24 protein-coding genes are annotated in these 25132 nt (G+C 61.7%); 14 read left to right on the top strand and 10 right to left on the bottom strand.

Going from position 1 to position 25132, the window contains the following annotated elements:
• Window positions 1–99 precede the first annotated feature (99 nt).
• The 8 genes from IPM89_00825 to IPM89_00790 form a co-directional block, all read right to left on the bottom strand.
• On the bottom strand, window positions 100–1554 hold the full coding sequence (locus tag IPM89_00825; protein ID QQS54452.1) for an RNA polymerase factor sigma-54: 1455 nt from the start codon (window positions 1552–1554) through the stop codon (window positions 100–102).
• A gap of 114 nt (window positions 1555–1668) precedes the next feature.
• On the bottom strand, window positions 1669–2394 hold the full coding sequence (gene lptB, locus IPM89_00820; GenBank protein QQS54451.1) for an LPS export ABC transporter ATP-binding protein: 726 nt from the start codon (window positions 2392–2394) through the stop codon (window positions 1669–1671).
• A 2-nt stretch (window positions 2395–2396) separates the two neighbouring features.
• Window positions 2397–2921: a lipopolysaccharide transport periplasmic protein LptA gene (gene lptA / locus IPM89_00815; GenBank protein ID QQS54450.1), complete on the bottom strand. Its 525-nt coding sequence runs from the start codon at window positions 2919–2921 to the stop codon at window positions 2397–2399.
• Window positions 2902–3507, bottom strand: a complete 606-nt coding sequence (gene lptC, locus IPM89_00810; protein ID QQS54449.1) for an LPS export ABC transporter periplasmic protein LptC — start codon at window positions 3505–3507, stop codon at window positions 2902–2904. The genes lptA and lptC overlap by 20 nt, the downstream gene beginning before the upstream one ends.
• A 14-nt stretch (window positions 3508–3521) precedes the next feature.
• On the bottom strand, window positions 3522–4043 hold the full coding sequence (kdsC, locus tag IPM89_00805) for a 3-deoxy-manno-octulosonate-8-phosphatase KdsC (GenBank protein QQS54448.1): 522 nt from the start codon (window positions 4041–4043) through the stop codon (window positions 3522–3524).
• 24 nt (window positions 4044–4067) lie between these two features.
• Window positions 4068–5039: a KpsF/GutQ family sugar-phosphate isomerase gene (locus IPM89_00800; GenBank protein QQS54447.1), complete on the bottom strand. Its 972-nt coding sequence runs from the start codon at window positions 5037–5039 to the stop codon at window positions 4068–4070.
• Between the two features lie 7 nt (window positions 5040–5046).
• Window positions 5047–5190 (bottom strand): hypothetical protein, encoded by a 144-nt coding sequence (locus IPM89_00795; protein ID QQS54446.1) that lies wholly within the window; start codon window positions 5188–5190, stop codon window positions 5047–5049.
• A 148-nt stretch (window positions 5191–5338) separates the two neighbouring features.
• Window positions 5339–8104 carry a pyruvate, phosphate dikinase gene (locus IPM89_00790; GenBank protein QQS54445.1) on the bottom strand — a complete coding sequence of 922 codons (2766 nt, stop codon included), beginning with the start codon at window positions 8102–8104 and terminating at the stop codon, window positions 5339–5341.
• Between the two features lie 344 nt (window positions 8105–8448).
• Between IPM89_00790 and IPM89_00785 the strand changes: the two genes are divergently transcribed.
• The 9 genes from IPM89_00785 to hisD all read left to right on the top strand — a co-directional run bounded on the left by IPM89_00785 (window position 8449) and on the right by hisD (window position 15211).
• Window positions 8449–9294, top strand: coding sequence for an ATP-binding cassette domain-containing protein (locus tag IPM89_00785; protein QQS54444.1), 846 nt, complete (start codon window positions 8449–8451; stop codon window positions 9292–9294).
• A complete protein-coding gene (gene mlaE, locus IPM89_00780) occupies window positions 9291–10076 on the top strand; it encodes a lipid asymmetry maintenance ABC transporter permease subunit MlaE (GenBank protein ID QQS54443.1) in 786 nt (261 codons plus the stop codon). The genes IPM89_00785 and mlaE overlap by 4 nt, the downstream gene beginning before the upstream one ends.
• A gap of 2 nt (window positions 10077–10078) precedes the next feature.
• Entirely contained in the window at window positions 10079–10561 is a 483-nt protein-coding gene (gene mlaD, locus IPM89_00775; GenBank protein QQS54442.1) for an outer membrane lipid asymmetry maintenance protein MlaD, read from the top strand.
• A 123-nt stretch (window positions 10562–10684) separates the two neighbouring features.
• The gene (locus IPM89_00770; protein ID QQS54441.1) at window positions 10685–11296 is read left to right on the top strand and encodes an ABC transporter substrate-binding protein; all 612 of its coding nucleotides are present in this window, start codon (window positions 10685–10687) and stop codon (window positions 11294–11296) included.
• Window positions 11296–11595, top strand: coding sequence for an STAS domain-containing protein (locus IPM89_00765; GenBank protein ID QQS54440.1), 300 nt, complete (start codon window positions 11296–11298; stop codon window positions 11593–11595). Before IPM89_00770 ends, IPM89_00765 begins: the two co-directional genes overlap by 1 nt.
• Window positions 11596–11681: 86 nt before the next feature.
• Window positions 11682–11927, top strand: a complete 246-nt coding sequence (locus tag IPM89_00760; GenBank protein QQS54439.1) for a BolA/IbaG family iron-sulfur metabolism protein — start codon at window positions 11682–11684, stop codon at window positions 11925–11927.
• A gap of 20 nt (window positions 11928–11947) precedes the next feature.
• Entirely contained in the window at window positions 11948–13207 is a 1260-nt protein-coding gene (gene murA, locus IPM89_00755; protein QQS54438.1) for a UDP-N-acetylglucosamine 1-carboxyvinyltransferase, read from the top strand.
• A gap of 6 nt (window positions 13208–13213) precedes the next feature.
• The gene (locus IPM89_00750; GenBank protein QQS54437.1) at window positions 13214–13846 is read left to right on the top strand and encodes an ATP phosphoribosyltransferase; all 633 of its coding nucleotides are present in this window, start codon (window positions 13214–13216) and stop codon (window positions 13844–13846) included.
• Between the two features lie 57 nt (window positions 13847–13903).
• Window positions 13904–15211: a histidinol dehydrogenase gene (gene hisD, locus IPM89_00745; protein QQS54436.1), complete on the top strand. Its 1308-nt coding sequence runs from the start codon at window positions 13904–13906 to the stop codon at window positions 15209–15211.
• Window positions 15212–15224: 13 nt separating this feature from the next.
• Here the strand turns inward: hisD and IPM89_00740 are convergent, their stop codons facing one another.
• Together IPM89_00740 and IPM89_00735 are read right to left on the bottom strand one after the other, a co-directional pair.
• Window positions 15225–15998, bottom strand: coding sequence for a YkgJ family cysteine cluster protein (locus IPM89_00740; protein ID QQS54435.1), 774 nt, complete (start codon window positions 15996–15998; stop codon window positions 15225–15227).
• A gap of 109 nt (window positions 15999–16107) precedes the next feature.
• Entirely contained in the window at window positions 16108–16896 is a 789-nt protein-coding gene (locus IPM89_00735) for a GntR family transcriptional regulator (GenBank protein ID QQS54434.1), read from the bottom strand.
• A 320-nt stretch (window positions 16897–17216) separates the two neighbouring features.
• Here IPM89_00735 and IPM89_00730 point away from each other — a divergent pair, with 320 nt between their 5' ends.
• The 5 genes from IPM89_00730 to IPM89_00710 all read left to right on the top strand — a co-directional run bounded on the left by IPM89_00730 (window position 17217) and on the right by IPM89_00710 (window position 25007).
• Window positions 17217–17957, top strand: coding sequence for a (Fe-S)-binding protein (locus IPM89_00730; protein QQS54433.1), 741 nt, complete (start codon window positions 17217–17219; stop codon window positions 17955–17957).
• On the top strand, window positions 17950–19392 hold the full coding sequence (locus IPM89_00725) for an iron-sulfur cluster-binding protein (protein QQS54432.1): 1443 nt from the start codon (window positions 17950–17952) through the stop codon (window positions 19390–19392). Before IPM89_00730 ends, IPM89_00725 begins: the two co-directional genes overlap by 8 nt.
• A complete protein-coding gene (locus IPM89_00720; protein QQS54431.1) occupies window positions 19385–20038 on the top strand; it encodes a lactate utilization protein in 654 nt (217 codons plus the stop codon). The genes IPM89_00725 and IPM89_00720 overlap by 8 nt, the downstream gene beginning before the upstream one ends.
• A gap of 137 nt (window positions 20039–20175) precedes the next feature.
• A complete protein-coding gene (locus tag IPM89_00715; GenBank protein QQS54430.1) occupies window positions 20176–23010 on the top strand; it encodes an FAD-binding oxidoreductase in 2835 nt (944 codons plus the stop codon).
• A 284-nt stretch (window positions 23011–23294) separates the two neighbouring features.
• Entirely contained in the window at window positions 23295–25007 is a 1713-nt protein-coding gene (locus IPM89_00710; GenBank protein ID QQS54429.1) for an L-lactate permease, read from the top strand.
• The last annotated feature ends 125 nt before the right edge of the window (window positions 25008–25132 follow it).

Raw genomic sequence — 25132 nt, 5'->3', positions numbered from 1 at the left:
CGATCCATGGCGGTCGTTCGACCGTTGCGGATTCGAACCGTCCGGCATCCCCGGACGCCCATTGCGATGCCCCTTGCGGGGCGGGTATCCCCCGTCCGTTCAGACGAGGCGTTTACGATCCGAAGAAGAGGGAACAGACATGGCTTCCCGATATTTTGCCACCGTGCGCCGGGCCACATGAATACCCTCGGCCTCCAGCAGCTTGGCGATCTTATCGTCGCTGAGCGGCTTACCGGGGTTTTCCGCCTGGATCAGCTTGCGGATCATGGCACGGATGGCGGTGGACGAACACTCGCCGCCGTCACTGGTACCGACATGGCTGGAAAAGAAATATTTCAGCTCGTAGATTCCTCGCGGCGTATGCATGTATTTCTGGGTGGTCACCCGCGAGATGGTCGATTCGTGCATGCCCAGCGTCTCGGCGACATCCCGCAGAATCAGCGGCTTCATGGACTCGTCGCCCTGTTCCAGAAATTCCCGCTGACGCTCGACAATGCAGGTGGCCACCTTGAGCAGGGTTTCGTTGCGATTTTGCAGGCTCTTGAGAAACCAGCGCGCCTCCTGCAGATGGTTCTTCAGATAGGCCGTGTCGCCGTTCGGGTTGCTTTGCCGCGCCAGGGCCGCGTAGCGGGTGTTGATACGCAGCTTGGGCATGTTATCGGGGTTCAGCTCGACCCGCCAGGTATGACGCTGGCGGTAGACCAATACGTCCGGAACGACGTACTGCGGCGCGGCGTTGGACAGGCGGGCACCCGGGCGCGGGTCCAACGACTGAATCAGGCTCACGATACCCTGTAGCGCCTCGCGCGTCACTTTGAGCCGGCGCATCAAGCCGGTGAAATCGCGATCAGCCAGCAGTTCCAGATGATGCTCGACCAGGCGGCGCGCCTCGACCAGCCACGGGGTATCGGCCGGCAGCACCTCCAGTTGCAGCAGCAGGCATTCGGCCGGGCCGCGGGCACCGACGCCCTGCGGATCGAATCGTTGAATCTGCCCCAAGACCTTCTCGGCCTCGGCCGGCGTCATCGCGATTCCATCGTGCAAACCCTGGCAAATCTCCTCCAGCGACGAGGTCAAATAGCCGGACTCGTCGATCGCGTCGATGATGGCGGTGGCGACCGCCAGTTCCCGCTCGCCGAACGGCGTCAGCCGCATCTGCCAGTACAGATAGTCACGCAACGATTCCCCGGCACCGGCATAGCGCTCGTAGGGGTCCCATTCCTCGTCCTCACCGCGGGAATAGTTGGTCGCGCCGTCATACGATTCGTAGACATCCTCCCAGGCACTGTCCACCGGCAGTTCGTCCGGCAGGGTGCTGGCCGTCGCGTCGATTTCGGTTTCGGAGCCGTCCGCCGTCTGCGTAGCCGAGGCTTCCGGTTGCACCGGCGGATCCTCCGGTTCGTCGGCCTGCTCCAGCATCAAGTTGGAATCGAGGGCCGCCTGTACCTCCACCTGCAAGTCCAGGCTGGACAATTGCAGCAGGCGAATCGCCTGCTGCAATTGGGGGGTCATGGTCAGTTGCTGACCCAGGCGTAGCTGTAATGACTGTCTCATAAGCATTCAAGCCTGCATCAAGCCGCTTCACTTAACCTAGCTATAATCCTAGCGGGTTTTCGGCTAGAGTGGCTAACGTGGCGGACATTTGCCAGCCGACCAGCACCCGCCAGGTCAAAGCTGGAACGATTCGCCCAGATAAACCCGACGGACCTGTTGATCGGCGAGAATCGTGCCGGGATCGCCCTCGGCGATCACCCGGCCCTCGTTGAGAATATAGGCTCGGTCGCAAATCCCCAGGGTCTCCCGGACATTGTGATCGGTGATCAACACGCCGATCCGGCGCTCGCACAGGTGGCCGATGATGCGCTGGATATCCAGCACCGACAACGGATCGACTCCGGCAAACGGCTCGTCCAACAACATGAACGCCGGCCGGGCCGCCAAGGCCCGGGCGATCTCCACCCGCCGGCGCTCGCCGCCCGACAGGCTGATGCCAGGGCTGTCGTGCAGGTGGCCGACATGCAGCTCGTGCAACAGCTCCTCGGCCAGCGGCCGGCGCTCGGCCTTGCTGAGATCCACGCGGGTTTCCAGAATCGCCATCACGTTTTGCAGCACCGTCAGCCGCCGGAATATCGACGGTTCCTGTGGCAGGTAGCCGACTCCCAGCCGCGCCCGCGCATGCATCGGCAGATGGGTCAGGTCGCGATCGTCCAGCAGCACCCGCCCCTCGTCGCAATGAATCAGGCCAACCATCATATAGAAGGTTGTGGTCTTGCCGGCACCGTTCGGCCCCAGCAGACCGACCACTTCGCCGCTGGCGACGGTCAGTGAGGCGGCATCCACCACCACCCGCTTGCGGTAGTGCTTGACGACCTCCTTGGCAATCAATTGGGCCATGATCAGGGCTTCTTGGCGGCGGGGAGTAGGCTTTGCCCGCGCGGCTGGATGGTGAACTGGATGCGACCGTTCGTACCGGCGCCGCGCGCGCGCACCACATCGCCCTTGAGGTCGTACTCCACCCGATCACCGGCAAACACATCCTGTCCCTGCACCAGCCGGGCATTGCCGCTCATGACGACCTTGGCGCTACCGACGTTGTACTCGACCCGCTGGCTGGTGCCCAGGATTTCCGGCTTGTCGACCGCCGGCTTGTAGCGCAGGTTGACGGGCTTTCCCACCGCTTCCATCCGTTCGAAGCTGCTGTCCTTGACATGGATGGTGGCGGTGTCGGCGGTCAACCGCATCGAACCCTGACTGATCACCACGTTGCCTTCGTAAACGCTCACGCCGGTCTTCTGATCCAACTGGCCGCGGCTGGCCTCCAGATGAATCGGCTGTTCGCGATCCTCCGGCAGGGCAGCGGCCGAGGACGCCACCAGCGCCAGCGCCAGCGCCAGCCCGAACTTACGGCTTGGGGGGTTCATAGACACCTCGCACTTCGGAAAGCAGTTCCAACCGCTCCTGATCCAGATAGGCGCGTACGCCGACAGCGCGCAATTCGCCACCCGGCGTCACCGCCCGCGCCGGCGCGGCGGTTTCGGCGTAACGGCTGTCGGGCCGCACCAGCACGTCGCGGGTGGTCATGGTGACCGGTGGCTGGCCGCTCTCGGCGGTACGGATCATCACCACCTCGCCCTCCAGCCGAATCTGTTCCTGGTTGGGAGCGATCCAGCCTTGTTCGGAGCGCAGCCGCCATTCGCGGGTCTGGCCATCTGGCTGATACCAGTCCATTCGCGGTTGTTCGACCTGAGTACCGAGCTGACCCGGCAGTTGCTGCAATAGAGGCGCTTCGAGCAGGTATTCCCGCAGACCGGCAACCGTCATCCGCACGGCCCGAAACCGCTCGATCACCAACACCGGCTCCTGGCTTTCGACCGCAACCGGCTCGCGCAGCGAGGACTCCACCCAGCGCAACAAGCTGTAGCTCAAACCAGCCAACAATGTTAGACCGGCCAGGTACAGGCTGCCGCGTACCGTGAAACCACCGTGCGCCGCGCCGCCTCTTCCCACCAGGTCATCGCTCCCTACAGATAGCGGTCACGCAGGGCCGCCAGTTGGCCGCGCGCTTCCAGCAGCAGCTCGCAGACATCGCGCGCCGCGCCGCGCCCGCCGCGGCTGGGTGTCTGCCAGTGGGCGTGCTGTTTGACGAACGGGTCGGCGTCCTGCACCGCGATGGCCAAACCGACCCGGGTCATCACCGGCAGATCAATCAGATCGTCACCCACGTAGGCCACCTGTTCCGCGTCCACACCCAGTCGCGCCCGCAGGCTATTGAAAACCGCCAGCTTATCCTGCACGCCCAAATAGGCATGGCGGATGCCCAGATCGGCCATGCGCCGCTCCACCGAGGCGGCGTGGCGACCGGAAATGATGGCTACCTCCACGCCAGCTTCGAGCAACATCTTGATACCGTGGCCGTCACGGATATGGAAGGCCTTGTATTCGTTGCCGTCGTTACCCAGATAAAGATGGCCGTCGGTCAACACGCCGTCCACGTCGAAGATGACCAACTGAATCTGGGTGGCCTTACTCAGGATATCGCGCATGATCGATCTTCCGCCGGATGGAGATTACAACACACCGGCGCGCAACAGATCGTGCATGTTGAGGATGCCGGCCAGCTTCCCGGTGGAGTTTACCACCGGCAGGGCGTTGATCTTGTACTGTTGCATCATCCGCAGCGCCTCGGCGGCCAGGGTGCCGGGCGCGATGGTCTTGCAGTCGCGGATCATTACTTCGGCGACCCGGGCGGTATGCACGTCCACCTGCCGGTCCAGCGCCCGGCGCAGGTCGCCGTCAGTGAACACCCCCAGCACTCGCTCCTCGCCATCCACCACCACGGTCGTACCCAGACCTTGGCGACTCATTTCCAGCAGGGCGTCTTTTAGCAGATCGTCGGGCGCGCTGCGCGGCATCTGCGCGCCGGTATGCATCACGTCGTCGGTGAGCAGCAGCAGGCGGCGACCCAGCCGGCCACCGGGGTGGGAGCGGGCGAAATCCTCGGCGGTGAAGCCGCGCGCTTCCAGCAGTGCTACCGCCAGGGCGTCGCCCATGGCCAGCGTCGCGGTGGTGCTGGAAGTCGGCGCCAGCCCGAGCGGACAGGCTTCCTGGGAAACGCTGACATCGATGTGCACATCCGCATTGTTGGCCAGTGTCGAAGCGGGATTGCCGGTCAGGGCGATCAGCGGCACGCCCAACCGCTTGAGCAGCGGCAGGAGGGTCAGGATTTCGTCGGTTTCACCGGAATTGGACAGCGCCAGCACCACATCCTGAGCGGTGATCATGCCCATGTCGCCGTGGCTGGCTTCGGCCGGGTGAACAAAAAACGCCGGACTGCCGGTACTGGCCAGTGTCGCCGCGATTTTGCCGCCGATGTGCCCGGATTTACCGATGCCGAGTACCACGATGCGGCCCTGGCAGTGCAGCATGAGATCGCAGGCACCGACAAAGTTGCCATCAATGCGGCTTTTGAGTTGTTCCACCGCTTGGGCTTCAATCGTCAAAACCTGGCTGCCCAGTTGTCTTAATCTATCGGGGTGCATGGTAATTCTAAAAGGCTCCTTTCATCTTCGCGCCGATCAGGTTTGCTCGCGCTTTTTCCTTGGTGTAACCCCGTGCATTAGCACCGGGTATTTCCGGGCAACAAGCAATGAGCCATTTTTCATCGCTGTCGATAATCACCATTAATTGCATTAGCCCATAAAAAGCCTCGGCTTCAGTCGATTATCAAACCCAAAGAAGCCTGGTGGACTCGACACTTGCCTTTACACGAAAAAAGGGCGGCCATCGCCGCCCTTGGCATTTCCGACAGCGGCACCGCCCGAAGCGGTGCCGCCCGTTCTCAGCCTCTTGTCGCTGGCTTGAACTCCTCTTCCAGCAATTTGGCGTGCGCCGCCGCCAACCGGGCAATCGGCACCCGAGGCGACGAGCAAGACACGTAGGTCAGATTAGCATAGTGGCAAAAGCGCATCGAAGCCGGATGACCGCCCTGCTCGCCGCAAATGCCGACCTTGAGACCATCGCGGGTCTTCCGGCCATTTTCGACCGCAAACTGCATGAGCTGGCCGACGCCCGCCGTATCCAATGCCTCAAACGGATTATCCTTGAGAATCCCGGCGGAGTTGTAGAACGGCAGGAATTTGTTCTCGGCATCCTCGCGCGAGAACGAGAAGGTGGCCTGGGTCAAGTCATTGGTGCCGAACGAGAAGAACTCGGCCACATCGGCGATTTCGCCGGCGCGCAGACAGGCCCGTACCACTTCCATCATGGTGCCGAACTCGAAATCCACCTTGACCGCGTACTTGGCCTCGACCTGGGGCAACACCTCGTCGACCAACGCCTTCACCCGCTTCAGCTCTTCCACGGTGCAAACCTGCGGCACCATGATTTCGGGATGAACGTTGACCTTCTCCTGAATACATTCCGCCGCCGCTTCCAGAATGGCGCGGATCTGCATCTTGTAGATCTCGGGATAGGTCAGACCCAGGCGGACGCCGCGATGACCGAGCATCGGGTTGATTTCGTGCAGGGCGCGCGCCTTCTGCAGGATTTCTTCCTTCTTGGCCAGCACGTCGGCCACCAGGTGGCTGTCGTTGAGAATACCGAGTTGCTCGACGGCTTTCGGGTTGACCTGGCCGAGAATCTGGCTGATCGCCTCCAGACCCTGCGCGGTTTGGCGCAGATGACGCAGATGCTCAATGTCGTCGATCAGGGTCTGCTCGGAGGGCAGGAACTCGTGAATCGGCGGGTCCAACAGGCGCACGGTGACCGAACGCGGCGCCATCACCCGGAAAATTTCCTTGAAGTCACTGCGCTGCATCGGCAGCAATTTGGCCAGGGCGGCTTCGCGATCCTCGGTGGTCTCGGCCAGGATCATCTCCAGGACGAGCGGCAACCGCTCCTTGGCATTAAACATGCGCTCGGTACGGCACAGGCCGATACCCATGGCGCCGTAGTTGGAGGCACGCTGAGCAGCTTCCGGGGTGTCCGCGTTCGCCATCACCTTGAGGGTGGCAATTTCGTCAGCCCAGCCCAGCAAGGTGCGCAGTTCCGGAGTGAACTCCGGTTCGACGGTGGGAACGGCGCCCAGATAAACCGCGCCGGTACCGCCGTCAATGGTGACCACATCGCCTTCATGCAGAACCTTGTCGCCGATGATGGCCTGGCGCTGATGCACGTTGACCAGAATATCTTCCGCGCCGACCACGCAGGGCTTGCCCATGCCGCGCGCCACGACCGCCGCGTGGGAAGTCTTGCCGCCGCGGCTGGTCAGAATACCCACGGCGGCGAAGAAGCCATGGATGTCCTCCGGCTTGGTTTCCTCGCGCACCAGAATGATTTTCTCGTTGGCGCCGCGCCCGCGTTTTACCGCGGTATCGGCGTCGAACACGATCTTGCCCGACGAGGCGCCGGGAGACGCGCCCATCCCGACCGCCGCCGGCGCCACTTTTTGCTTGGGATCGAGCTGCGGGAACATCATCTGTTCGAGCGACTCAGGGTCAATCCGCAGCAACGCCTTTTCGCGGGTAATCAAACCCTCATTGGCCATTTCCACCGAGCTGCGCACCATACCCTGGGCGTTCATCTTGCCATTACGGGTTTGCAGGCAATACAGCACACCCTTCTCGATGGTGTACTCGTAGTCCTGCACCTCGTGGTAGTGGCCTTCCAGCTTATTGCGCAGCTCGACCAGTTGCCGGTACAGATCCGGCATCTCGTCCTTCATCTCCGCCACGGGCTTGGGCGTGCGGATGCCGGCCACCACGTCCTCGCCCTGGGCGTTGACCAGGTATTCGCCGTACATGACATTTTCGCCGGTGCCGGGATCGCGGGTGAAACCCACGCCCGTCGAGCAATCGTTGCCCATGTTGCCAAAGACCATGGTCACGACATTGACCGCGGTGCCGCTAGCCTGCTCCGGAGTGATCTTGAACTCGCGGCGGTAATCGACGGCGCGCTGACCCATCCACGAACCGAACACGGCCTTGACCGCCAGTTCCAACTGCTCATAGGGGTCTTGCGGGAACGGCCGCCCAGTCTGCTCCTTGACGACTTGCAGGAATAACTGGCCGATGTCGCGCAGGTCTTCGGCGCTCAGGGCCACATCCACCTTCACCCCGGCGCGGCGCTTGATCGCCTCGAAGTGTTCGTCGAAGTAATGATCGTCCACGCCCAGCGCGATCTTGCCGAACAACTGGATGAAGCGACGATAGGCGTCATGGGCGAAACGCGCGTTGCCGGTCAGTTTGATCAACCCGGCCAGAGTGGTTTCATTCAGGCCCAGGTTCAGAATAGTATCCATCATGCCCGGCATGGACATGGAGGAACCGGAGCGCACCGAGACCAGCAGCGGGTTGCCGGCACCGCCAAACTGCTTGCCGGTTTCCTGCTCCAGCCAAGCCATGTGCTCGCGCATATTGTCCACCAACCCCTCGGGCAGACGGTTGTTGGCGATGTAATCCAGACAGGCTTCGGTGGAAATCACGAAGCCCGGTGGCACCCGCAGGCCGATCTGGGTCATCTCGCAGAGGTTGGCACCCTTGCCGCCCAGCAGCATCTTATTCTTGCCATCGCCTTCGGTGTATTTGTAAATGTACTTCTTCGCCATGATCCTACCTTCACAAGTGGTTGGGAGAGTGTCGGACTTATCCGACTTCGCAACAGCATAGACCATCCCGCGCCGTCCTGAACGGTCCACCGGACTGGTTTCCGTCGTCGGGATTGCGCGTGCGGAAAAATGGTGTAGCTAGTATAAGGAATACGCTGGCCGGTCGATCAACCGACCTGTATCGCTCTCAAAGATAGCCATATACCTCGGAAATTGCCAAGAACATCTGGGGCGGCGACGGCCCGGAGCCGATAGCGGTCATTTGACTTGCCAGCGGCTTGGCCGGAAGATAGTGACCTTTTTATCTAGTTGCCACAACCGTTATTTCCAAGCTTAACAAAAGGATGCTTGCAATCATCGCCCGCTCAGACACCGCGACGACCCGCAACGACCCCCTGGTGACCGTGCACCGCCTGTCGTTTAGCCGCGGCGAGCACCGCATCTTTCGAGAAGTGGATCTGGTCATCCCGCGCGGCAAGGTCACCGCCATCATGGGGCCGAGCGGTACCGGCAAAACCACGCTACTGCGGTTGATCGGTGGCCAGATCCGTCCCGATGCCGGCCGCATTGAGGTTGATGGCATCTGCGTCCATGAACTCGGCCGCAAGGATCTGTACCAACTGCGCAAGCGCATGGGCGTGTTGTTCCAAAGCGGCGCGCTGTTCACCGACCTGAGCGTGTTCGACAACGTCGCCTTCCCGCTGCGCGAGCACACTCGCCTGCCGGAGCCCCTGATCCGAACCCTGGTGCTGATGAAACTGGAAGCGGTCGGTCTGCGCGGCGCCCGCGCGTTGATGCCGGCGCAACTGTCGGGCGGCATGGCCCGCCGGGTGGCGCTGGCCCGCGCCATCGCGCTCGACCCGACGATGATCCTGTACGACGAGCCGTTCGCCGGTCAGGACCCGATCTCGATGAGCGTACTGGTGAAATTGATCCGCACCCTCAACGACGCGCTTGATCTGACCAGCATCATCGTCTCGCACGATGTCAAGGAAACCGCCGCCATCGCCGATTATCTTTATCTGATCTCCGACGGTCAGGTGGTGGAACATGGCACGCCACAGGACCTGAGCCACTCCGCTTCGCCTTGGGTGGATCAATTCATGCATGCCCTGCCCGACGGTCCGATGTCCTTTCATTATCCGGCGCCGCCCTACGAAACCGATTTGCTGGCGGACCCTCCGACATGATGGCGTTGCTGGCGGAATTGGGACGCTTCGTACTGGACAGATTGGCTCGGCTGGGCCGGGCCAATCTGTTCCTGCTGCAACTGCTGCGCGCGCTGTCGTTTCTGTTCGGCCGCCCCGGATTGCTGGTCAAGCAACTGCACGCGGTCGGGGTGCGGTCGCTGCCCATTATCCTGGTCTCGGGCCTGTTCGTCGGCATGGTGCTGGCCCTGCAAGGGTATGCCAACCTGGTGGATTTCGGCGCGACCTCCTCGCTGGGCACGGTGGTGGCGCTGTCCTTGATCCGGGAGCTGGGGCCGGTGCTGACCGCGCTGCTGTACGCCGGCCGGGCCGGTTCGGCGCTGACCGCCGAGATCGGGCTGATGCGGGCGACCGAGCAACTGGCCAGCATGCAAATGATGGCGGTCGATCCCTTTCCCCGGGTGCTGGCCCCGCGGTTCCTGGCCGGCTGCATCGCGGTACCCCTGCTGACCGGCATTTTTACCGCAACGGGCATCCTGGGCGGCTACCTGGTCGCGGTGGTGCAACTGGGTGTGGACGGCGGTTCGTTCTGGGCGCAGATGCAGGCGAAAGTGCAATTGTTCGCCGATGTCGGCAACGGCGTCATCATCAAGAGCGCCGTGTTCGGGCTGGTGGCCAACTGGATCGCTTTGTTCGAAGGCTATCAGGCGGAACCGACCTCGGAAGGCGTCAGCCTCGCCACCACCCGCACCGTGGTGGACACCTCGCTGGCGGTGCTGGGACTGGATTTCCTGCTGACCGCCCTGATGTTCGGAGTGTGGTAATCATGAAGCAAAAGAATCTGGAGCTGGCGGTCGGCCTGTTCGTCGCGCTGGGGCTGGCGGCGTTTTTCATACTGGCGCTCAAGGTCAGTGACCTCACCAGCCTGGGAGACGACAAAGGCTATCGCGTCACGGCCCACTTTGAAAATATCGGCGGGCTCAAGGCTCGCGCCCCAGTCACGCTGGGCGGCGTGCGCATCGGCCGGGTGATCGGCATCAGTCTGGACCCGCAAAGCTACGAAGCCGTGGTCACGATGTCCATCGATCCCAAATACAACCAACTGCCGACCGACTCCAGCGCCAGTATTCTGACCTCGGGATTACTGGGCGAACAATACGTCGGGCTGGAACCTGGTGGCATGGACGACACTCTCAAGGACGGCGGAACCATCAAGCTGACCCAGTCGGCGCTGGTGTTGGAAAAGCTGATCGGCCGGGTGTTTACCAATATGGCGTCGGGCGACTCCACGCCGCCCAAAACGCCCTGACGGCGCCGCCCCCGATCCAGGCGCTCCGGCACGGATATGCGCTGAATTTCCCGTAACGACGCGGTCAGCCGCATCTCCGCGAACGCTGCCCCCTAATTTTCAGATGAGGAGTAAGTGAATCCGATGAAACGAGTGATCGCTCTCGGCCTGTTGCTGCTGACGTTGGGTGGTGGCGCCATCGAGGCCGCCGTTAGACCCCCGCAGGACGTGATCCAGGACACCTCGGGGCGGATGATCCATGCCTTGCGCCAGAACCGCGCGATGCTCGACCGGGACCCAGGACGGATTTACGGGCTGGTCGATCAAATCGTGTTGCCCAATTTCGATTTCGAACTGATGTCGCGCTGGGTGTTGGGCCGGTCCTGGCAGCAGGCGACTCCCGACCAGCGCCGTCGCTTCACCGAGGAATTCCGCACCCTGCTGGTCCGCACCTACGCCAAGGCTTTGCTGGAGTATTCCAACGAAGAGATCCGGGTGCTGCCGCAACCGGCCGTGGGGAACGGCAGCGAGGTGACGGTCAAAACCGAAGTCCGGCTGAAAACCGGCCGACCGATCCAGATCAACTACAACATGCATCTCAACAACGATGGCTGGAAAGTCTACGACGTTACGGTGGACGGAGTCAGTCTGGTCACCAATTACCGCAGCACCTTCGCCAGCCAGATCCGCGCCAGCGGCATGGACTCGGTCATCGCCGATCTCCAGCAGCGCAACAACGCCCAGGGGCCACGCTGATGGCCTCGGCGCGGGTCAGCCGTGACGGCGACATCCTGCGCGTCCAGGGCGAGCTGAATTTCGACTCCGTCGCGGATCTGTGGGAAACCAGCGAAGCGCTGTTCGTAAGCGACGCCCCGCTCCTCCGCATCGATCTCAGCGGGGTCAGCCGCTCCAACAGCGCGGGAGTGGCTCTGCTGGTGCAATGGCTACACCAAATGCGCCGCCGCCAGCGGGAACTGCTCTTCGTCGGCATCCCAACGCAGATGCGCGCCATCATCCGAGTCGCCGATCTGGAAACGGTGCTACCCGCCGCCTGACGGCGAACTTCCCCGCGCTCCGCTCCTCACGTTCCGACACCACCGCTTCCCCAAACACCCTTTTCATCCAGCCAGGATTGACCACGATGCAAGCGCAAGACCTCGAACGTCTGATCGAAGAACAACTGCCGGACGCACGGGCCAAGGTCCGCGGCGATGACGGTGTCCATTTCGAGGCGGTGGTCGTCAGCGCGGCCTTCGCCGGCAAGTCGCTGTTACAGCAGCACCGGCTGGTGTACGCGGCGCTGGGAGGGCGAATGGAGCGCGAGGAGATCCACGCCCTGTCCCTCAAGACCTACACGCCGGACACTTGGCAAAAACTGCAACCCTAACCCCGGCGGACCCTGCCTTCATGAGCAAACTCATCATCAATGGCGGCGTGCCGCTGTACGGCGAATTGCGCGCCTCCGGCGCCAAGAATGCGGTGCTGCCGATTCTGGCCGCCACCCTGCTGGCCGACGAGCCGGTCACTATTCGCAACGTCCCGCACTTGCAGGACGTTACCACCACCATGGAACTGCTGGGCCGCATGGGCGTGGACCTGGTGGTCGACGAGCGGATGAACATCCAGGTGGACCCACGCACGATTCAGAGCTTCCAGGCCCCTTACGAATTGGTGCGTACCATGCGCGCCTCGATCCTGGTGCTGGGACCGCTGCTGGCCCGCTTCGGTCAGGCTGATGTGTCGCTGCCGGGCGGCTGCGCCATCGGTTCGCGACCGGTCAATCTGCACATCAAGGGATTGGAGGCGATGGGCGCCGACATCAAGGTCGAGAACGGCTACATCCGCGCCCGTTCCGGCCGCTTGCAGGGTGCGCACATCGTACTAGACCTGGTCACGGTGACCGGCACCGAAAACCTGCTGATGGCCGCCACTCTGGCTCGGGGCACCACGGTGATCGAGAACGCCGCACGGGAACCCGAAGTGGTGGATCTGGCCGACTGCCTGAAAGCGATGGGCGCGCGGATCGACGGGGCCGGCACCGATACCCTGGTGATCGAAGGGGTCGAGCGCCTCGGTGGCGCCCACTACCAGGTGCTGCCGGACCGGATCGAAACCGGTACCTACCTGCTGGCGGGGGCGATCACCGGTGGCCGCGTCAAAGTGAAGGACACCCGTCCGGAAATCCTGGAAGCGGTATTGCTCAAACTGGAAGAGGCCGGCGCCCAGGTCAACACCGGCCCGGACTGGATCGAAGTCGATATGAAGGGTAATCGACCTAAGGCCGTACGCATTCGCACGGCGCCCTACCCGGCTTTTCCGACCGACATGCAGGCCCAGTTCGTCGCCCTCAATGCTGTTGCCGAGGGCACCGGCATGATCACCGAGACCGTGTTCGAGAACCGCTTTATGCACGTCAACGAACTGCAACGGATGGGCGCTCAAATCGAGTTGGAGGGCAACACCGCCGTCAGCATCGGGGTGCCGCGACTGACCGGCGCGCCGGTGATGGCCACCGACCTGCGCGCCTCGGCCAGCCTGATCCTGGCGGCGCTGGTCGCCGACGGCGATACCATCCTCGACCGCATTTACCACATCGACCGCGGCTACGACTGCATCGAGGAAAAGCTGTCGCATCTGGGCGCGCGCATCCGCCGGACGCCGGGCTGAACGCCGATGCCCACGACGCTGACCATTGCCCTGTCCAAGGGCCGCATCTTCAAGGAAACCCTGCCGCTGCTGGCGGCGGCGGCCATCGTGCCGACCGACGATCCGGAAACCAGCCGCAAGCTGATTCTCGACACCAACCAGCCCGACGTGAAGCTGGTGATCATCCGCGCCACCGACGTGCCGACCTACGTGCAGTATGGCGCCGCCGATCTGGGCGTGGCTGGCAAGGATGTGCTACTGGAACACGGCGGCGAGGGGCTATACGAACCGCTGGACCTGAAAATCGCCCGCTGCCGGTTGATGGTGGCCGGTGATCCCGACCACCAGCCGCGCTTGAACCGCCCACGCATCGCCACCAAGTATGTGAATACGACCCGGCGCTGGTTTGCCGACCAAGGTCGGCAGGTGGAGGTCATCAAGCTGTACGGCTCAATGGAACTGGCGCCGCTGGTCGGGCTAGCCGATTACATCGTCGATGTGGTGGATACCGGTAAGACCTTGCAAGCGAACGGTCTGGCGCCGCTGGAGCACATCGCCGATATCAGTTCGCGCCTGATCATCAACAAGGCGGCCATGAAGATGAAACACGCCCGGATCAAGGCGATCATGGCCCGCATGGCCGCCACCGTTGGCATTTGAACAATACCCCCTCTCCCGCTGGCGGGCGGGGGGAGCATCCATACCGGAATGCCGCTCATGCCGAATATCCAACGCCTGAACACCGCCGATGCCGATTTCTGGCCACGCCTGGAAGCTCTGACCGCCTGGGAAGGAGTCGCCGATGAAGCCGTGACCACCGTGGTGCGCGAGATCCTCGCGCGGGTGCGCACGGAGGGCGATGCCGCCCTGCTGGATTACACCCAGCGCTTCGACCGGCTGGATGCCGCGCGCGCCGCCGATCTGGAAATTCCCGCCGAGCGACTGCGGCAGGCGCTGACCGCCCTCCCCGTCGAGCGGCGCACGGCGCTGGAAACCGCCGCCGGCCGCATCCGCGCCTACGCCGAACGGCAGAAACTGGAATCCTGGACCTTTACCGAAGCCGACGGCAGCGTGCTCGGCCAACAGGTGACGCCGCTGGACCGGGTCGGGCTGTATGTGCCCGGCGGCAAGGCCGCCTATCCGTCTTCGGTGCTGATGAATGCTATTCCCGCCAAGGTGGCCGGAGTGCCGGAAGTGGTGATGGTGGCACCGGCACCGGGCGGCGAAGTCAACGATCTGGTGCTGGCCGCCGCCGCCGTGGCGGAAGTAGATCGAGTGTTCACGCTCGGTGGGGCGCAGGCGATCGCCGCGCTGGCCTACGGCACCGCCACTGTACCGCGAGTGGACAAGATCGTCGGGCCGGGCAACATCTACGTCGCCGCCGCCAAACGGCAGGTGTTCGGCGCGGTGGGCATCGACATGATCGCCGGACCGTCGGAAATTCTGGTGGTCTGCGATGGCCTGACCGACCCCGACTGGATCGCCATGGACCTGTTCTCGCAGGCCGAACACGATGAGGACGCCCAGCCGATTCTGATCAGTCCGGAAGGGGCATTTCTGGAGCAGGTCACCGCCAGCATCGAGCGCCTGCTGCCGGAGATGGAGCGGCGGGAGATCATCGAGGCTTCGCTCAACCGGCGGGCGGCGCTGATTCAGGTGCGCGACCTGGCCGAAGCGGCGCGCGTAATCAACTTCATCGCTCCAGAGCATTTGGAACTGTCGGTGGAAAAACCGGAGGGACTGCTGCCGCTGATCCGCCACGCCGGCGCGATCTTCATGGGCCGCCATACCGCCGAGGCGCTGGGAGACTACTGCGCCGGCCCCAATCACGTACTGCCGACCTCGCGCACCGCGCGTTTTTCCTCGCCGCTGGGGGTGTACGACTTCCAGAAGCGCAGCAGCATCATTCATTGCTCGCCGGCCGGAGCGGCGGCGCTGGGCCGCACTGCCGCGGTATTGGCGCGCGGCGAGGGCCTGACGGCTCACGCACGGTCGGCGGAGCTGCGGCTGAAAGCGGCACGCTAATCCACGAACACCTTCAGCTGCTTTCCGCGTCCCGCCCCGTCAGCCGGCTGAATATTTCCCGCACCAGTTCGGGGCCGGGTTGCGGGGGCGTTTCATCCGGACGGGCGTCCGCCTGTTCCAAGGCCAGGATGAGGGCTACCCAGCGGGGTGTGGAGGGGCTTTTCTCGGCATCCAGCGCTCTCAGCGTCCTGGCGACCCGGACGGCGAGCTGCACCGGTTTGATCGAGTCCACGGTCGGCCGGGCACAGTTTTCGGCCGGGCTCACGACCAGATACTCGCGACAGGCCAGGGGGCGCTCCTCATAAATCGAGCACGACTCGTCCTCCAGGAACGGACAGGCGATTCCTTGCTGGAAATAGGCCAGTCCAATCGGATCGACTTCATCGTCGCCAACACGGTTCGGCTCGCGCAGCTTCTCCAGCAGCCCGGCTTCTTGCAACCGTTGTCTTGCCGCCTCGAAACGGGCCAGGATGGTGGATTTCCGGGGTTCCGGCATCTGCTCCACCACCGCCCCAAGCCGCCGCGCCTCGATCGCCGAGATCGGCACCAGTTGCCGGCAGCAGGCGCCGCAACCCTTCCGGCACGACACCGTCAACCCCTCCATCCGCGCGTTCTCCACCGAGAAATCGACGAATTGATCGGTTAAATAGCGCAGGAAAGGCAGCAAATGGCTCAAGCGCGTCGGCCCGGCCGGCACCGGCATTTCCAGCCGGATCTTTCTTCCGGCGATGGTCAATTCGGCGGCGGCGTTCAAAAGCTCACCGGAATCTTCAGGATAAGTGGCCATTATCGCTCCCGAAAGCCTGAAATAACCCACATTGGCTGGTCAGACTGCTTCCACTAAAGCCATCCAGGCAGCCGACCCGGACCTGGCGTTCGACAAAACCCAAGCGAAACTACGACGCGGCATTGGCTTCCAGATCCAACAGGCTATGCAAGCGCCGTTTTGAGCGTTCCTGCCGAGCGGCTTCCTGGTCGAGTTCGCGCAAGGTGGATTCGACGAAGGCCAAATGAACGTGGGCCGCCTGCCGAGCGGCTTCCGGGTCGCGTTCCAGCACGGCATTCAGGATGGCCTGATGTTGGGCATGGACCAACGCATAACTGCTCTCACGGGTATAGAGCCGCTCCAGCGAACGACAGATATTACTGAGCAGCAAATCGAACAGACCGCGCATCACATGGATCAACGCCACGTTGTGGGATGCGTCGGCGATGGCGAGATGGAATCCCGCATCCACCACGGCATCGTGTTCGGGCTCGCGCTGGCCCCGTTGTATCTCCTCCAACTCGGCGAAGCGACACCGCAGGATTTCCCGGTCGGCATCGGTGGCGCGAAGCGCGGCAAAATACGCCGCGACTTCCTCCAGAGCATGGCGTAGCTCAAGCACGTCGAACATCGCCTTGGGATGATTTTTCAGTAGTGCGATCAAGGGATCGGTCAAAGCAGGCGCGATGACATCAACCACAAAATTTCCCCCGCCCCGCCGGCTTTGCAACAGCCCTCGGGACTTCAGCGTCGTGATCGCCTCCCGCAGGGAAGGACGGGATACGCTCAATTCCTGAGCCAGTTCCCGCTCTGGTGGCAACCGTTCGCCGGGTTTGAGAACGCCTTCCAGGATCAACTGCTCGATCTGGCTGACGATGGCATCCGAGACTTTCGGAGGGTTAATCGTTTCGAATTGCATGATCTTGCCCAAACGTTGAACTCAATAATCATCGCTATTGTGCCACACGGCGCTCGTTTTCCTGGCGCCCAAACATCACGACAACCGCATTGTTTGTGGCATTAATCCTAGTTTATCAAAATTTTGGTCAGACCACATGACCAAATACTTGCAATCCAAAAAACAAGCTGCTATAAATTTGGTCAGACCACCTTACCAGAAATGCCAGCCCCAGATTGGCCCGGTACGGTGGATAAAATGAGAAGCCACCACACCGCTGGTCAGGACCGGGCAGCGGCACTTAGGCGGCACCAACCACCAAAGTCGAAGAAGGTATAACCATGCCCACCCGCCCCGAGAAGGTGTATTACTTCGGCACCTGTCTGATCGATCTGTGTTATCCCCAAGCCGGCATGGCCGGCATCGAACTCCTTCGGCGAGAAGGTATCCAGGTCATTTATCCCCAGCAACAATCCTGCTGCGGTCAACCGGCTTACAACTCCGGCTTCCCCGAGGAAGCAAAAAAAGTTGCCAGACAGCAGCTTAAAGCCTTCCCCAAGGACTATCCGATCATCGTTCCGTCCGGCTCCTGCGGCGGGATGCTGAAACACCACTATCCCAAACTGTTCGCCGACGCACCCGAAGCCGCCGAGGCGCAACGCTTCTCCGAGCGGGTTTTCGAACTGAGCGAATTTCTGGTTCGGGTACTCGACATCAAGCTGGAGGATCAGGGTCAACCGATCAAGGTTACCTGGCACTCGTCCTGTAGCGCGCTGCGCGAGATGCGGGTGATCGAATACTCGAAATCGCTGGTTCGCCAGTTGAAAAACGTCGAGATGATCGAACTGCAACGGGAACGCGAATGCTGCGGATTCGGTGGTTCCTTCTCCGTCAAGCAAGCCGATTTGTCCTCGGCGATGGTGGCCGACAAGGTGACCGATATCGAGCAAACCGGCGCTTCCCTGTTGCTTTCCGGCGATTGCGGTTGCCTGATGAATATCGGCGGGGCGCTGGAGCACCGCCAGATTCCGATTCCGGTCAAGCACGTCGCCGAATTCATCCTGGAGCGCGCTCATGGCTAATCCCGTTACCGTCGATTTTCCCAGGAATTTCACCAAGGCTCTAAACGACGGGCAATTGCGTCGCAATCTCCGCGCCGCCATGGACACCTTGGGGTTGCGGCGTCGGAATCTGTTCTCCGACCCGGAAGCGTTCGAGCAACTGCGGGCGCGCGGCGACGCCATCCGGCGGCGGGCGCTGAGCAAGCTGCCGCAATTGCTGGAGCAACTGGAGCGGAAATGCACCGAGAACGGCATACAGGTGCATTGGGCCGAGACCCCGGACGAAGCCAACCGGATTTGCCTGGAGATCATGCAGCGCCACAACGCCACCCGCGTCATCAAGGGCAAGTCGATGGTGTCGGAGGAAATGCACCTCAATCATTTCCTGGAGGAACGCGGCATCGAGGCGCTGGAGACGGATCTTGGCGAGTACATCATCCAACTGGATCACGAAACGCCGTCGCACATCATCGTGCCGGCCATCCACAAGAACCGCGATCAGATCGCCCGGCTGTTTCACGAAAAGATACCCAACACGCCGTACACCGAAGTCGTCGAAGAACTCAACGCCATCGCCCGCAAGATTCTGCGCGAAAAATTTTTCGCGGGTGAAGTCGGGGTCAGCGGCGTCAATTTCGCGGTGGCCGAAACCGGCACGCTGTGTCTGGTGGAAAACGAAGGCAACGGCCGCATGTGCACCACCGCGCCGCCGGTGCATATCGCCGTCATGGGTCTGGAAAAAGTGGTGGAGCGTTTGGAGGACGTGCCGCCGCTGTTGCGCCTGCTCACCGGCTCGGCCACCGGCCAGTTGATCACCACCTATTTCAATATGATCAGCTCGCCGCGCAAGCCGGACGAGAAGGATGGCCCCAAGGAAGTGCATCTGGTTCTGCTCGACAACGGCCGCACCCAGATCTGGGCCGACCCGGAACTGCGGCAGACCTTGAAATGCATCCGCTGCGGCACTTGTCTGAATCACTGTCCGGTGTACACCCGCCTCGGCGGTCACGCCTATGGTTACGTCTATCCCGGTCCCATCGGCTCGATTCTGACCCCGCAACTGGAAGGTTTGGAGAACGCCGGCGCGATGGCGACCGCTTCCACGTTTTGCGGGGCCTGCGAGGAAGTGTGCCCGGTCAAGATTCCCATCGTCGATATCCTGCGCCGCCTGCGCATCGAAGCCTACAACAAGGTGGATTCTCCCCATGCGGTCAAAGGTCACGGCTATAAAGTCAACGCGATGGAGAGCCTGACCTGGAAAGGCTGGGCGTTGAGCAACGCCACGCCCTGGGTCAACGCCCTGAACGCCAAGCTGTTGGGCCTGCTGGGGCCTCAATTACCCAGGCTGCCAGCGCCGGACATCGTGAAAAAGTGGACTCAGTCCAGAACCCTGCCCAAGTTCGCCAGCAAGAGCCTGCATGTGCTCGCCAAGGAAAAGGGGTTGAGCGATGAGTAACGCCCGCGCCAACATTCTCGCCAGACTGCGGGAGGTGGCGCCACAAGCCGACACCGCCGTTCCCGAACCCGCCGCGCCGCCCATCGAGGCACTCAGCCACGCCGACCAGGTGGACCGGCTCAAGCGGCTGATGGAAGCCATGCACGCCGAGGTGTACCTCACCGATAGCGGGAATTGGACGGCCGTTCTCAAGGACGTGCTGCGCCAGCGCTCGCTGAACGGTCTGTTGTATGCCCCGGCTACTCCCATCGGAACCACGCTCTCGGAAAGCTGGGAAAGCGATCTGCCGCCGCTGGTCGGTTACGACCAGGTGGTGGAGCAGAGCAAGGAACGCCTGTTCGGCATCGACGCCGGCATCACCTCGACCAAGGGCGGTCTCGCCGACGTGGGCGCCTTGATCCTTTGGCCCACCCCGCACGAACCGCGGTTGATGTCGCTGGCGCCAGCGGTACACATCGCGGTTTTGGAAGCCGCCAACATCCACGATTCCCTGGCCGATGCCATCGCCCGTGAACATTGGCAAGACAAGATGCCAACCAATGCCTTGTTGATTTCCGGTCCATCCAAGACCGCCGATATCGAATTGGTCCTGACCTTTGGCGTTCATGGCCCCAAGGAGTTAATCGTGCTGATTCTGGACGATTAATCCGCTTCTCTCTTCTTAAATTTCAAGCATGATCCTCACTCCTCTCCCGCTTGCTGGAGAGGGGAGTGAACAGTTACACAAAAAATAGCGTGCTGCTTCGTTCAGCGCGCCCACCACCAAAACGAGGCTGAATAAAAATGTTATCAACGGCCCATGAACACCTTCACCGCGACCTTCAACAATTCATCCCGGCAACACGCCTGATCAGCGACCCACTGCGCACGCTCGCCTACGGCACCGACGCCAGCCTGTACCGCCTGATTCCCCAACTGGTGGTGCGGGTAGACAGCGAAGACGAGATGCGGCGCATTCTGGCGCTGGCTCATCAGCACGGTACCCCGGTCACCTTTCGCGCCGCCGGCACCAGTTTATCCGGTCAGGCAGTCACCGACTCCGTGCTGCTGCAACTGGGCGATGGCTGGCGGAACTGGCGCATTGGCGAGGGTGCGGCGACCATCAGCTTGCAACCCGGCATCATCGGTGGTCACGCCAACCGCTATCTGGCGCCTTATCAGCGCAAGATCGGCCCCGACCCCGCGTCGATCAATGCCTGCCAAATCGGTGGCATCGCGGCCAACAACGCCAGCGGCATGTGCTGCGGCACGGCTCAAAACAGCTACAAAACCCTGAAAAGCATGCGGGTCATGCTGGCTGACGGCACACTGCTGGACACCGGCGACCCGGCCAGCCGCGAAGCCTTCAGCGCCAGCCACAATGCTCTACTGACGCAGCTGACCGAATTGGGCCAGCGTACCCGCGCCGATGCCACGCTGGCCGAGCGTATCCATACCAAATTCAAAATCAAGAACACCTGCGGTTACAGCCTCAACGCCCTGGTGGACTACGAAAATCCCTTCGAAATCTTCCAACATCTGATGATCGGTTCCGAAGGCACGCTGGGCTTCATCGCCGAGATCACCTATCACACGGTCGAGGAACACACGCATAAAGCCACGGCGCTGATGATTTTTCCCGACATCAAGATCGCTTGCGAAGCGGTGGCGGCGTTGAAAAGTCAGCCGGTGGCCGCGGTGGAATTGATGGATCGCGCTTCGCTGCGTTCGGTGGAAAACAAGGCGGGTATGCCGCCGTACTTCAAGGAACTGCCGGAAACCGCCGCCGCTCTGTTGGTGGAAACCCGGGCGCTGGACGCGACGACCCTAAATGCTCAGGTCGAAATCATTACCGCCACCATCGCCGATACGCCAACCCTGCTTCCCTTCCAGTTCACCGACCGGCCGGAAGAATTCACCCAGTTGTGGGCGATCCGCCAGGGACTGTTCCCCTCGGTCGGTTCGGCGCGGGCCACCGGCACCACCGTCATCATCGAAGATGTCGCCGTCCCCGTACCTCAACTGGCGGCGATGACTCTGGATTTGCAGCGCTTGTTCGACCAGCACGGCTATGCTGGCTCCATCATCTTCGGTCACGCGCTTGAAGGGAATTTGCACTTCGTCATCACCCCTGATTTTGCCAAACCTGCCGAAACCGAACGCTACAAAAAATTCATGGACGATGTGTGCCACATGATCGTGGATCAGTACGATGGCTCGCTAAAAGCCGAGCATGGCACGGGCCGCAACATCGCGCCGTTCGTCGAACTGGAATGGGGACAACAGGCGTATCAGTTGATGCGGGAAATCAAGGCACTGTTCGATCCGCGCAATTTGCTTAACCCCGGCGTCATTCTCAACGACGATCCGGAAGCCCATCTGAAAAACATCAAACCGATGGCCGCCGTCGATCCGTTGGTGGATAAGTGCATCGAGTGCGGCTTTTGCGAACCGAATTGTCCGTCCCGCGCCCTGACGCTGTCGCCACGCCAGCGCATCGTCGGTTTGCGTGAAATCGCGCGGCTGCAAGCCACTGGCGAAGAGGCCCAGCAACTGCAAATCATCAATGCATCGTATCAATACCAGGGGCTGGAAACCTGCGCCGCCGACAGCCTGTGTTCGCTGACCTGTCCGGTCGGGATCAACACCGGCACGATGATGCTGAAGGTTCGCGGTCAACAGCGTGGTCAAACCGCGCAACGTGTCGGCCACTGGGTCGCCAATCACTTCTCCGGCGTGACCACGGCGACGCGTTTCAATCTGGCTGCCGCCAACCTCTCTCACACGGTCTTTGGCTCCACGCTGCAAGGTGGTGTGACCGGGGCCATGCGCAAACTGTCCGGGAATCGGCTGCCGCTGTGGAACCGTTATATGCCTTCTGCCGGCGCGATGCCCAGGCCAGAAACAAATGCCGCGCCGGATCGTCCGCGTGTGGTCTATTTCCCCAGTTGCGCCAGTCGCACCATGGGTCCGGCCAAGGGCGATCCCGAATCGGACGCCTTGCCGGTCAAAACCGCTGCGCTGCTGCGCAAGGCCGGCTTCGAGGTGATCTTGCCCGAGAACAGCAGTTCGCTGTGTTGCGGCCAGCCCTTTGAGAGCAAAGGCTTGCCGGAACAGGCTGACGCCAAGCGGCGGGAAGTCGAGCAGGCTCTGCTCAAGGCCAGCCGCAACGGACAAGACCCGATTGTGTTCGATACCACGCCCTGTGTGTTTCGGGTCAAGAAAAATCAGGCGCAAACCCCGCTCAAGTTATACGACATCACGGAATTTCTGCACGATGTCGTGCTGGAACGATTGACGATCCACAAACAGCCGGAAACCGTCGCCATTCATCCCACTTGCAGCAATATCAACATGGGCTTGCAGGCCAAACTGAAGGCCATCGCCGAAGCTTGCGTCGAAAAAGTCATCATCCCCGACCGGATTTCCTGCTGCGGCTGGGCCGGAGACAAGGGGTTCACCCACCCGGAATTGAACGCCAGCGCCTTGCGAGACTTGCCGGCGGCGCTGCCGGAGGACTGCACGTCCGGGTATTCCACCAGCCGCACCTGCGAAATCGGCCTATCCCTGCACAGCGGGCGTTATTACCGCTCCATCGTCTATCTGGTCGATCGCTGCTCACAGCCGAATACCGGCTGATTCCCTAGCACTCTCAGGTCGTTCAAGGACACCCACGCGGGTGGGTTAGGGGCTTTTTGCGCCCGTAATTCCCCCAACTGGGCTTTCAGGAAGAAAAAAGCACGGGAACCGGCCAATCATCACTCACAAAAAGCTTAGTCGAAACCGCAAGTTGCCCCGGTTCGTCTTCGCTCATACCCGGCTTCCGCCTGTTGTTCCATGGGCAGCGCGTGCATCTCTCCCGGTAACACGCCGGAGTTGGATGCTGTTCATTCATCCCAAACTCTTCACCAAAGGAGTTTCCCATGTCGTTAGGTTTATTGGCGCTTATCGCCTTCCTGCCTATCGCAGTCGCGCTGGTTTTAATGGCGGGAATGCGTTGGCCGGCCACCAGAGCGATGCCTCTGGCCTGGCTGGTGTGCGTCCTCGGCGCGCTATTCGCCTGGAATTTGCCCATCGGCTATATCGCTGCCCTGTCCATTCAGGGCGTGATCACGGCGGTCGGTATTCTGATCATCGTCTTCGGCGCGATCATTATTCTGTACACGCTCAAATATTCGGGTGGCATGGAAACCATCCAGCACGGGATGCAGAATATTTCCGGTGACCGCCGCATTCAGGCCATCATCATCGGCTACATGTTCGCGGCCTTCATTGAGGGCGCCGCCGGTTTCGGCACACCCGCCGCGCTGGCCGCGCCGTTGCTCTTGAGCCTTGGATTTCCACCTCTGGCCGCCGCGGTTATCTGTCTGGTGTTCAACTCCTTCCCGGTGACTTTCGGCGCGGTGGGTACTCCGGTCATCCTCGGCATGAAGTATCTTCAGCCCCTGACCAAGACGGCGATTGCCTCAGGCGCACCCGGTCTGAACTTCGCCACTCCCGAGGGCTTTAACATGCTCATCGGTCAATGGGCGTCCGTGCTGCACTTCCCGATGATCTTCATCCTGCCGGTGTTCATGCTGGGGTTCATTACCCGCTTTTTCGGCCCGAACCGCGCTTGGACCGATGGTTTCAAGGCATGGAAATTCTGCATCTTCGCCGCCGTGTCCTTCTCGGTGCCGTATATGTTCTTCGCCTGGTTCGTCGGCCCCGAGTTCCCGTCGCTGATCGGTGGTTTGGTGGGACTCGGCATCATCGTCGCTGGCGCTAAAAAAGGCTTCTGCGTTCCCAAGGAAACCTGGGATTTCGGCCACGATGATCAATGGGACCCCGACTGGACCGGTGACATCAAGGGTTCCAACACCAACGAGTTCACCAGCCACATGAGCCAGTTCAAAGCCTGGCTGCCCTACATCCTGATCGGCCTGATTTTGGTGTTAACCCGGATTCCCGATTTGGGCCTCAAGGGCTGGCTCGCCGCGCAAAAGATCAGCTTCGCCAATATCCTGGGCTATCAGAGTGTCAGCGGTTCCATCGACTATCTGTATTTGCCTGGCACCATTCCGTTCATGCTGGTGGCACTCCTGACCATCCTGATCCACGGCATGCGTGGCGAAGCGGTCAAGAAAGCCTGGAGCGAGTCCATCGTCAAAATGAAGAACCCGTCCATCGCCCTGTTCTTTGCCGTGGCGCTGGTGGCGATCTTTCGCGGTTCCGGCATCGCTGACCCACTCTTGAATCCCCACACTTATCCATCCATGCCACTGGCCATGGCTCAGGCGGTGGCGGGTATCGCGGGCAACGCCTGGCCGATGGTGGCGTCCTACGTGGGTGGTCTGGGGGCATTCATCACCGGCTCCAACACCGTGTCCGACCTGCTGTTCGCCGAGTTCCAGTGGGGTGTCGCGACCCAGCTTGAGCTGCCCCGCCAGATTATCGTGGCGGCTCAGGCGGCGGGCGGCGCCATGGGTAACATGGTCTGCATCCACAACATCGTGGCGGTGTGCGCGGTGGTCGGTCTCTCGGGTCGGGAAGGGATTATCCTGCGGCGCACCGTGTGGCCGTTCCTGCTGTATGGCATCGTGGTTGGTATCGTGGCCAGCCTGATGTCCTTCGTGTTCTTCCCCAACTTGTTCTAGGGCGGGCAAGACGATCAGTCGCCAGGGATTGGCGGCTGATCCTTGATTACAATCCAATACATGGATTTGCGGGATTAAGTCGGCTGGTGCCTCTCGGGCGCGCCATTTCCAGTCGCGCACCCGAT

The organism is Candidatus Competibacteraceae bacterium, assembly GCA_016699715.1.
GTDB lineage: Bacteria > Pseudomonadota > Gammaproteobacteria > Competibacterales > Competibacteraceae > Competibacter.
This window is presented reverse-complemented; position numbering and strand designations above follow the sequence as displayed.

Bases quoted from the DNA above. Each gene is read 5' to 3' on its own strand.
- hisD (QQS54436.1), top strand. From the start codon at position 13,904: ATGCCGAATATCCAACGCCTGAACACCGCCGATGCCGATTTCTGGCCA.
- IPM89_00710 (QQS54429.1), top strand. From the start codon at position 23,295: ATGTCGTTAGGTTTATTGGCGCTTATCGCCTTCCTGCCTATCGCAGTC.
- murA (QQS54438.1), top strand. From the start codon at position 11,948: ATGAGCAAACTCATCATCAATGGCGGCGTGCCGCTGTACGGCGAATTG.
- IPM89_00715 (QQS54430.1), top strand. From the start codon at position 20,176: ATGTTATCAACGGCCCATGAACACCTTCACCGCGACCTTCAACAATTC.
- IPM89_00725 (QQS54432.1), top strand. From the start codon at position 17,950: ATGGCTAATCCCGTTACCGTCGATTTTCCCAGGAATTTCACCAAGGCT.
- IPM89_00790 (QQS54445.1), bottom strand. From the start codon at position 8,104: ATGGCGAAGAAGTACATTTACAAATACACCGAAGGCGATGGCAAGAAT.
- kdsC (QQS54448.1), bottom strand. From the start codon at position 4,043: ATGCGCGATATCCTGAGTAAGGCCACCCAGATTCAGTTGGTCATCTTC.
- mlaD (QQS54442.1), top strand. From the start codon at position 10,079: ATGAAGCAAAAGAATCTGGAGCTGGCGGTCGGCCTGTTCGTCGCGCTG.
- IPM89_00825 (QQS54452.1), bottom strand. From the start codon at position 1,554: ATGAGACAGTCATTACAGCTACGCCTGGGTCAGCAACTGACCATGACC.
- IPM89_00795 (QQS54446.1), bottom strand. From the start codon at position 5,190: ATGCAATTAATGGTGATTATCGACAGCGATGAAAAATGGCTCATTGCT.
- IPM89_00800 (QQS54447.1), bottom strand. From the start codon at position 5,039: ATGCACCCCGATAGATTAAGACAACTGGGCAGCCAGGTTTTGACGATT.
- IPM89_00760 (QQS54439.1), top strand. From the start codon at position 11,682: ATGCAAGCGCAAGACCTCGAACGTCTGATCGAAGAACAACTGCCGGAC.
- IPM89_00765 (QQS54440.1), top strand. From the start codon at position 11,296: ATGGCCTCGGCGCGGGTCAGCCGTGACGGCGACATCCTGCGCGTCCAG.
- IPM89_00785 (QQS54444.1), top strand. From the start codon at position 8,449: ATGCTTGCAATCATCGCCCGCTCAGACACCGCGACGACCCGCAACGAC.
- IPM89_00770 (QQS54441.1), top strand. From the start codon at position 10,685: ATGAAACGAGTGATCGCTCTCGGCCTGTTGCTGCTGACGTTGGGTGGT.
- IPM89_00735 (QQS54434.1), bottom strand. From the start codon at position 16,896: ATGCAATTCGAAACGATTAACCCTCCGAAAGTCTCGGATGCCATCGTC.
- IPM89_00740 (QQS54435.1), bottom strand. From the start codon at position 15,998: ATGGCCACTTATCCTGAAGATTCCGGTGAGCTTTTGAACGCCGCCGCC.
- IPM89_00730 (QQS54433.1), top strand. From the start codon at position 17,217: ATGCCCACCCGCCCCGAGAAGGTGTATTACTTCGGCACCTGTCTGATC.
- IPM89_00720 (QQS54431.1), top strand. From the start codon at position 19,385: ATGAGTAACGCCCGCGCCAACATTCTCGCCAGACTGCGGGAGGTGGCG.
- IPM89_00750 (QQS54437.1), top strand. From the start codon at position 13,214: ATGCCCACGACGCTGACCATTGCCCTGTCCAAGGGCCGCATCTTCAAG.
- lptA (QQS54450.1), bottom strand. From the start codon at position 2,921: ATGAACCCCCCAAGCCGTAAGTTCGGGCTGGCGCTGGCGCTGGCGCTG.
- mlaE (QQS54443.1), top strand. From the start codon at position 9,291: ATGATGGCGTTGCTGGCGGAATTGGGACGCTTCGTACTGGACAGATTG.
- lptB (QQS54451.1), bottom strand. From the start codon at position 2,394: ATGGCCCAATTGATTGCCAAGGAGGTCGTCAAGCACTACCGCAAGCGG.